Raw genomic sequence first — 8,125 nt, 5'->3', positions numbered from 1 at the left:
GCCGGCTGTCCCGGGCCCGGCCGTCAGCGCCTCGACCGTCTCGATCGGGGCCCGCAGCAGCTCCCTGGCCCGGCGCTCGGCCTCCTCCGGGTCGGCCGCCTCGACGGCCGCCACGAGGGCCTCGTGGGCGTCGATGTCCACCGGGGGCATCGCCCGGTCACCGAGGGCGGCCACCAGGACTTCATGAACCTGGGTGGAGAAGAATCGGTACACCTCGATGAAAGCGGCGTTGTGCGTGGCGCTCACCACCGCCCGGTGGAAGGCGAGGTCCGCGTCGGCGTCCCGGTCGCCCTCCTCCCGCAGGGTGGCCAGCGCCGCCCGCAGCCGCAGCAGGTCGTGGGTGTCGCGCCGTACCGCCGCCAGGCGCGCCGCCTCGGCCTCCAGGGCGACCCGGAGTTCGAGGACGTCGCGGGCGCCGGCGTGCCGGACACCGTTCAGGGCGGCCGCCGGATCGGCCGCCGACCTGACGAAGGTGCCGTTGCCCTGGCGGGATTCGAGAAGGCCGGAGTGGACGAGGACGCGCACCGCCTCGCGGACGGTGTTGCGGCCCACGCCGAGCTGCTGGGCGAGGTCGTGCTCGGTGGGGATGCGGTCGCCGACCGCCCACTCGCCGTCCGCGAGCTGCGCCCGCAGCTGATCCACCACGGAGTCCACCAGCGAGGTCCGCCCCGCCGCCTTCAGTGCCATCCCGTTCCGCCCTTCATACGCCCGGTTGCCCAGTCATCCTACAACTGACCGAGCGGGGGTCTCGGGACTACTGTGGGGCCGTACGCGGACCGAACACCCTCACCACCTTCGGGAGTCAGTCATGTCAGACCGCTTCGACGTCGTCGTACTCGGAGCTGGCCCCGGCGGCTACGTCGCCGCCATCCGCGCCGCCCAGCTGGGCAAGCGGGTCGCGGTCGTCGAGGAGAAGTACTGGGGCGGTGTCTGCCTGAACGTCGGCTGCATCCCCACCAAGGCGCTGCTGCGCAACGCCGAACTCGCCCACATCTTCCACCACGAGGCCAAGACCTTCGGCATCAAGGTCGACGGCACCGTCTCCTTCGACTACGGCGAGGCGTACCGCCGCAGCCGCACGGTCGCGGACGGCCGCGTCAAGGGCGTCCACTTCCTCATGAAGAAGAACGGGATCACCGAGTTCGACGGCCGGGGCACCTTCCTCGACGCGAACACCCTCCAGGTGGCGAAGTCGGACGGCACCACGCAGACCATCACCTTCGACAACTGCATCATCGCCACCGGCGCCAGCCCCCGGCTGCTGCCCGGCACCTCCCTGAGCGACCGGGTCGTCTCGTACGAGCAGCAGATCCTCGCCGAGGACGCCCCGAAGTCGATCGTCATCGCCGGCGCCGGCGCGATCGGCATCGAGTTCGCGTACGTCCTGAACAACTACGGCACCAAGGTCACCATCGTCGAGTTCCTCGACCGGATGGCCCCGCTGGAGGACGAGGAGGTCTCGAAGGAACTCGCCAAGCAGTACCGCAAGCTCGGCATCGACGTCCTCACCTCCACCCGCGTCGAGGCGATCGACGAGTCCGGCCCGCAGGTCCGCGTCACCGTCACCGGCAAGGACGGCGCGCAGAAGGTGCTGGAGGCCGACAAGGTCCTCCAGGCCATCGGCTTCGCCCCGAACGTCTCCGGCTACGGCCTGGAGAGCACCGGTGTCGCCCTCACCGAGCGCGGCGCGATCGACGTCGACGGCCGCTGCCGCACCTCCGTGCCGCACATCTACGCCATCGGTGACGTCACCGCCAAGCTGATGCTGGCGCACACCGCCGAGGCCATGGGCGTCATCGCCGCCGAGACGATCGCGGACGCCGAGACCATGGAGCTCGACTACGCCATGATCCCGCGTGCCACCTACTGCCAGCCGCAGATCGCGAGCTTCGGCTACACCGAGGCGCAGGCCCGGGAGAAGGGCTACGACGTCAAGGTCGCCAAGTTCCCCTTCATGGCGAACGGCAAGGCGCACGGCCTCGGCGACTCGACCGGCTTCGTCAAGATCGTGGCCGACGCCACGTACGGCGAGATCGTCGGCGCCCACCTGATCGGCCCCGACGTGACGGAGCTGCTGCCCGAGCTGACCCTGGCTCAGCAGTGGGACCTGACCGTGCACGAGGTCGCACGCAACGTCCACGCGCACCCGACCCTGGGCGAGGCCGTCAAGGAAGCGATCCACGGCATCGCCGGGCACATGATCAACTTCTGACGCGCCGGGGCGGCCGCCCCCCGTCCCCGAGCGGAAAAGCGTTCGCGTCCGAACGGGCGCCCGGCGCACACTGGTTGGGCGGGGGACACGGGGGATTCCCCGGGGGCGGCCGCTTCGAGCGCGCGGACCACGGTCCGCGCGGGCCGCGACCCACGAAGGCCCGCTCCCTCCGGGGAGCGGGCCTTCGGCAGGTCGCGGACCGGATCAGGCGTCCAGCAGGCGCTCCAGGACGAGCGCGATGCCGTCCTCCTCGTTGGTGGCGGTCACCTCGTCCGCCACGGCCCGCAGTTCCGCGTGCGCGTTGCCCATGGCCACGCCGTGCGCCGCCCAGCCGAACATCGGTATGTCGTTGGGCATGTCGCCGAAGGCGATGGTCTCCGCGGCCTTCACGCCGAGCCGGCGCGCGGCCAGCGAGAGGCCCGTCGCCTTGCTCAGGCCGAGCGGCAGGATCTCCACGATCCCCGGCCCGGCCATGACGACGTCCACGAGCCCGCCGGCCGTCTGGCGCGCGGCCCGGGCCAGTTCGTCGTCCGTGAGCGTGGGGTGCTGGATGTACAGCTTGGTCAGCGGCGCCGCCCAGACCTCCGCCGGGTCCTCGTACGGGACGTACGGCAGCGGCCCCTCGTGCACCCGGTAGCCCGGGCCCATCAGGACCTCGCCCTCCAGGCCGTCACGGCTCGCGGCCAGGGCCAGCGGTCCGACCTCCGCCTCGATCTTCGACAGGGCCAGACCGGCGAGCTGCCGGTCCAGGGTGAGCGAGGTCAGCAGCCGGTGCTCACCGGCGTGGTAGACCTGCGCGCCCTGCCCGCACACCGCGAGCCCGTCGTAGCCGAGGTCGTCGAGGATGTGCCGGGTCCAGGGCACGGCACGGCCGGTGACGACGATGTGCGCGGCGCCCGCCGCCGTGGCGGCGGCGAGCGCGGCCCGCGTACGGTCCGAGACGGACTCGTCGGCCCGCAGCAGCGTGCCGTCGAGGTCCGTCGCGACCAGGCGGTAGGGGAAGGGGCTCACCGGGAGATCGGCTCCAGGACCTCACGTCCGCCGAGGTAGGGACGCAGCACCTCGGGGACGCGCACCGAGCCGTCGGCCAGCTGGTGGTTCTCCAGGATGGCGACGATCGTGCGCGGGACGGCGCACAGGGTGCCGTTGAGGGTGGCCAGCGGCTGGACGACCTTCTTGCCGTTCTGCTCGTCGCGCATGCGGACGGAGAGGCGGCGGGCCTGGAAGCCGTCGCAGTTCGAGGCGGAGGTCAGCTCGCGGTACTTGCCCTGGGTCGGGATCCAGGCCTCGCAGTCGTACTTGCGGGAGGCGGAGGCGCCGAGGTCACCGGTGGCGACGTCGATGACCTGGAAGGGCAGCTCCAGGGAGGTCAGCCACTGCTTCTCCCACTCCAGGAGCCGCTTGTGCTCGCTCTCCGCTTCCTCGGGCGCGACGTAGGAGAACATCTCGACCTTGTCGAACTGGTGGACGCGGAAGATGCCCCGGGTGTCCTTGCCGTACGTACCGGCCTCGCGGCGGAAGCAGGGCGAGAAGCCCGCGTAGCGCAGCGGCAGCTTGTCGGCGTCGATGATCTCGTCCATGTGGTACGCGGCGAGCGGCACCTCGGACGTACCGACGAGGTAGTAGTCGTCCTTCTCCAGGTGGTACACGTTCTCCGCGGCCTGGCCGAGGAAACCGGTGCCCTCCATGGCGCGCGGGCGGACCAGCGCGGGGGTCAGCATCGGGATGAAGCCGGCCTCGGTGGCCTGGGCGATGGCCGCGTTGACGAGGGCGAGCTCCAGGAGCGCGCCGACGCCGGTCAGGTAGTAGAAGCGCGAGCCGGAGACCTTGGCGCCCCGCTCGACGTCGATGGCGCCGAGCGCCTCGCCGAGTTCCAGGTGGTCCCTGGGCTCGAAGCCCTCGGCCGCGAAGTCGCGGATGGTGCCGTGCGTCTCCAGGACGACGAAGTCCTCCTCGCCGCCGACCGGCACGTCGGGGTGGACGATGTTGCCGAGCTGGAGGAGGAGGCGTTTGGCGGTCTCGTCGGCCTCGTTCTGCTCGGCCTCGGCTGCCTTCACGTCGGTCTTGAGCTGCTCGGCCTTCTGGAGGAGCGTGGCGCGCTCCTCGGGGGTGGCCTTGGGGATCAGCTTGCCGAGCGCCTTCTGCTCGGATCGGAGCTCGTCGAAGCGGACGCCGGACGACCTGCGCCGCTCATCGGCGGAGAGCAGGGCGTCGACGAGCGCGACGTCCTCTCCACGGGCGCGCTGGGAGGCGCGAACACGGTCGGGGTCCTCACGGAGCAGGCGAAGGTCAATCACCCCACCAGGCTACCGGGGCGTTCTCGCCCGCCCCCACCGGATAAGGTCGCGCGTGTTGATTTGCCCGGATTGAACCGCTTGGGAATTCCGGAGGCGGTTGCTCCGGGGCGCTGTGGGGCGGCGATCGGCAATAGTTATCCACAGGCTGTGCGGAAGTTCTGTGGGTTGCAAGGAAGATCGCGGGGAATCTCCGTTCCCGGCCGGGTAATTCCGTGATCAAACATCATTTCCGTGCTCATTCGGGTGGGAATTGCCCGCTCCGACGGCTTGATTCCCGCTGGTGCGCCGACCCGGGTGGGGCTGCCCGCTGTGGACGAGGCGTCGGACAGCGGGGAGGCCAGGGGTGATTTGTCGACCTTGTGGGGGGCGTGTTGTCGACTTGTCCCCAGGTCGGCGGAGCGCCTGTGGATAACCTCTGTGGGTAACCGAAAAATATGCAGGTAGGACTAGTGGTCCGTGCCTGTGGACGACCGGCTCCGCGAAACGGGACGGCCGGTCATCCTCGGGGGAGACCCGAGAGCCGGGTCAGGCCCGGCCGTCCTGGGCCCGCGCGAGCCAATCGGAGGCCGCCATGAACTCCTGGTCCGACGTCCCCCGCCGCAGCGGCCGCACCTCCTCCGGCGCCACCCCCGCCCTCGGGTACGAGCCGAGGAACCGCACCTTGGGGCAGATCCGCTTCAGGCCCATCAGCGCCTCGCCCATCCGCCGGTCCGCGACATGACCCTCGGCGTCGACGGCGAAGCAGTAGTTGCCGATGCCCGCCCCGGTGGGCCGGGACTGGATCAGCATCAGGTTCACCCCGCGCACCGCGAATTCCTGGAGCAGTTCGAGAAGGGCACCCGGATGATCGTCACCGAGCCACAGCACCAGCGACGTCTTGTCCGCACCCGTCGGCGCCGCCGGCCGCGCCGGACGGCCCACGAGCACGAAACGGGTCTCGGCGTTCTCGGCGTCGTGGATCTCGGTGACCAGCGCCTCCAGACCGTACGTGGCCGCCGCGAACTCCCCCGCGAAGGCCGCGTCGAACCGGCCCTCCTGCACGAGCCGGGCCCCGTCCGCGTTGGAGGCGGCCGACTCCCAGGTCGCCTCGGGGAGATGCGCCCGCAGCCAGTTCCGTACCTGCGGCTGCGCCACCGGGTGGCCCGTGACCGTCTTGATGTCCGACAACGCGGTCCCGGGACGCACGAGGAGCGCGAAGGCGATCGGCAGCAGCACCTCGCGGTAGATCATCAGCGGCTCGCCCGAGGCCAGCTCGTCCAGCGTCGCGGTCACCCCGCCCTCGACCGAGTTCTCGATCGGTACGAGCGCGGCGGCGGCCTCCCCGTTCCGTACGGCGTCGAGGGCGGCCGGCACCGAGACCATCGGCACCAGCTCCCGCGTCGCCGCCTCGGGCAGCGTCCGCAGCGCTGCCTCCGTGAAGGTGCCTTCGGGACCGAGATACGTATACCGGGTGGCGGACATACCGTCACCCTAATGGGCCCGGTGCCCCGCTCACCCCTCCAGCAGCCGCTGGCCCACGTACTCGCCCTCGGCCGCCCCGCCGGGCACCGCGTAGAGGCCGCTCGTCTCGTGCCGGATGAACGCGGAGAGCGCGTCGCCCCGGTCGAGCTTCCGCTGCACGGGGACGAAGCCGCGCAGCGGGTCCGCCTGCCAGCAGATGAAGAGGAGTCCGGCGTCCGGGGTGCCGTCCGGGGCGATCCCGTCGTGGAAGGAGAACGGCCGGCGCAGCATCGCCGCCCCGCCGTTCTGTTCGGGGGCGGAGATCCGGGCGTGCGCGTTGTCGGGGATCACCGGCCTGCCGTCCGGGCCGAGCTTGTTCAGGTCGAGCTCCGTGGTCTCGGTGCCCCCGCTCAGCGGAGCCCCGTCGGACTTCCGGCGCCCGATGACCTTCTCCTGCTTCTCCAGGGAGAGCTTCTCCCAGTCGTCGAGCAGCATGCGGATGCGGCGCACCACCGCGTACGAGCCGCCGGCCATCCACTCCTGTCCGCCGGGCGCCCCGGCGGGGACGAAGATCCGGCGGTCGAAGTCGGGCTCGTCCGGTTTCGGGTTGCCGGTGCCGTCGATCTGCCCCATCAGATTGCGGGCGGTCATCGGCTTCGCGGTGGCACCGGCCGAGCGGTTGAAGCCGTTCATCTGCCAGCGCACCCGGGCCGCGTCGCCCGCGTCCTTCTGAACGGCGCGCAGGGCGTGGAAGGCGACGAGGGCGTCGTCGGCGCCGATCTGCACCCACAGGTCGCCCTCCGAACGGCGCGGGTCGAGCGCGTCGGAGGAGAAGGCGGGCAGCGGGTCGAGTTCGGCCGGGCGCCGCGCCGTGAGCCCCGTCCGGTCGAAGAAGGTCCGTCCGAAACCGAAGGTGACCGTGAGGGAAGAGGGGCCCGCGTCGAGCGCGACACCCGTGTCACCGGCCGGTGCCTCGCCCGCCATCAGCGCCTTCGCCGTCGCCGACCAGCGGCGCAGCAGTGCCGCGGCCTCTTTGCGGCCCGCGCCGGGGGCGAGGTCGAAGGCGACCAGGTGGCCCCTGGCCTGGGAAGGAGTGGTGATGCCCGGCTGATGTTTCCCGTGAAACATCACCTCGGTCGCGCCGACCGTGGACAGGGCGGGAGCACCGCCGGGGCCGCTCGCTCCCCCGGAACCGCCGTCGGAGACGGCGGCGGAGACGCCGGCTCCGCCGGCCGCGCCGATGAAGAGTCCGGCGGCGCCCGCCGCGCCGACGGTGCCGAGCAGCCGCCGCCGGGAGATCTCAAGGGTGTCGTTGTCGCGCTCGGTCACGGGTCAGCCGATCTTCACGTTCTTCTCGATGGTGGTCTGGTCGATCTCGGAGGTACGGACGGTCACCTGGATCCGCCAGTCGCCGGGCATCGGGATCTGGACGCCGTTCGCGCTCCAGTGTCCGGTCTGGATGCGGTCGGGAGCGACGGGCAGCGGGCCGACGCCCTTCTCCTTCAGGGTGAGGGCGACCTTGATCTCGGGGACGTCCAGCGGTTTGCCGTTGGGGCGTTCGACGTAGAGGTGGAGCGCGTTGGCGCCGGTGCGGCCGGGGTCCAGGCTCAGCCGGACCACGCCCTCGCCTTCGACGCCACCGGTGTCGAAGGGCAGCCGGATGTCGACCGGGCGGTCGGGCACGGCGGCCGTCCCGGCGGCGGTGGAACGGCCGGCCTCCTCCTCGGTGCGGCCCGGCTCGGTGGAGGTGAGGACGGTGGTGACGGCGAGCAGCACGACGGCGACGGCGGCCTCCGTGAGCACCGAGCGGCGCAGCCCGCTCCGCTCCGGGTCCGCGTCGCGCTCCCGCTTGCGGCGGGCGGTGGCGACGGCGGCCCGCTGCCGGGCGAGCTGCGCGGCCCGCTCGGGGTCGGGTTCCGCTGCGCCGCCGTCCTCCGGCGCGTCCTCGTCCTCGCCGGGCCCCCGGCCCGGCTCGCCGGCAGCCAGGTCCCCGTCGGCCAGGTCCCGCCCGGGCCGGTTCGCGTCGGTCCCGTCCGCGTCGGCCAGGTCCCCGGCGGTTCGGTCCCGCCCGGGCCGGTCCGCGTCGGTCACGTCCGCGTCGGCCAGGTCCCCGTCCGTGGCCCCGGGGGTCGGGTCCGCGAGGCGGTGCGTCCACCGGCGGGAGATCCAGGCGATG

At 71.9% G+C, this 8,125-nt stretch carries 6 protein-coding genes and 1 pseudogene; 1 reads left to right on the top strand and 6 read right to left on the bottom strand.

Translation table 11 applies throughout. From position 1 onward, the window contains the following. Positions 1 to 687 (bottom strand): GntR family transcriptional regulator (locus RIF68_RS18895; protein WP_309052457.1); only part of this gene is annotated, 687 nt, incomplete at its 3' end. A 121-nt stretch (positions 688 to 808) separates the two neighbouring features. Here RIF68_RS18895 and lpdA point away from each other — a divergent pair. After that, the gene (gene lpdA, locus RIF68_RS18890) at positions 809 to 2,212 is read left to right on the top strand and encodes a dihydrolipoyl dehydrogenase (RefSeq protein WP_309052456.1); all 1,404 of its coding nucleotides are present in this window, start codon (positions 809 to 811) and stop codon (positions 2,210 to 2,212) included. A 204-nt stretch (positions 2,213 to 2,416) separates the two neighbouring features. On the opposite strand, the gene RIF68_RS18885 is transcribed toward lpdA, so the two are convergent. From RIF68_RS18885 to RIF68_RS18865, 5 genes and pseudogenes are all read right to left on the bottom strand, one after another. Next, positions 2,417 to 3,223 carry an HAD family hydrolase gene (locus RIF68_RS18885; RefSeq protein WP_309052455.1) on the bottom strand — a complete coding sequence of 269 codons (807 nt, stop codon included), beginning with the start codon at positions 3,221 to 3,223 and terminating at the stop codon, positions 2,417 to 2,419. After that, positions 3,220 to 4,509 carry a serine--tRNA ligase gene (gene serS / locus RIF68_RS18880; RefSeq protein ID WP_309052454.1) on the bottom strand — a complete coding sequence of 430 codons (1,290 nt, stop codon included), beginning with the start codon at positions 4,507 to 4,509 and terminating at the stop codon, positions 3,220 to 3,222. The genes RIF68_RS18885 and serS overlap by 4 nt, the downstream gene beginning before the upstream one ends. A gap of 525 nt (positions 4,510 to 5,034) precedes the next feature. Continuing rightward, positions 5,035 to 5,970 carry a prephenate dehydratase gene (gene pheA / locus RIF68_RS18875; RefSeq protein ID WP_309052453.1) on the bottom strand — a complete coding sequence of 312 codons (936 nt, stop codon included), beginning with the start codon at positions 5,968 to 5,970 and terminating at the stop codon, positions 5,035 to 5,037. 30 nt (positions 5,971 to 6,000) lie between these two features. Then, positions 6,001 to 7,278, bottom strand: a complete 1,278-nt coding sequence (gene efeB / locus RIF68_RS18870) for an iron uptake transporter deferrochelatase/peroxidase subunit (RefSeq protein WP_309052452.1) — start codon at positions 7,276 to 7,278, stop codon at positions 6,001 to 6,003. 3 nt (positions 7,279 to 7,281) lie between these two features. Further along, positions 7,282 to 8,125 (bottom strand): annotated as a pseudogene (locus tag RIF68_RS18865) (hypothetical protein); the annotation flags it as partial.

The sequence above is a fragment of the Streptomyces sp. genome (assembly GCF_031178505.1).
Lineage (GTDB): Bacteria > Actinomycetota > Actinomycetes > Streptomycetales > Streptomycetaceae > Streptomyces > Streptomyces gulbargensis.
Note: the sequence above shows the minus strand (reverse complement) of the source record. Positions and strands in the feature narration are given on the sequence as shown.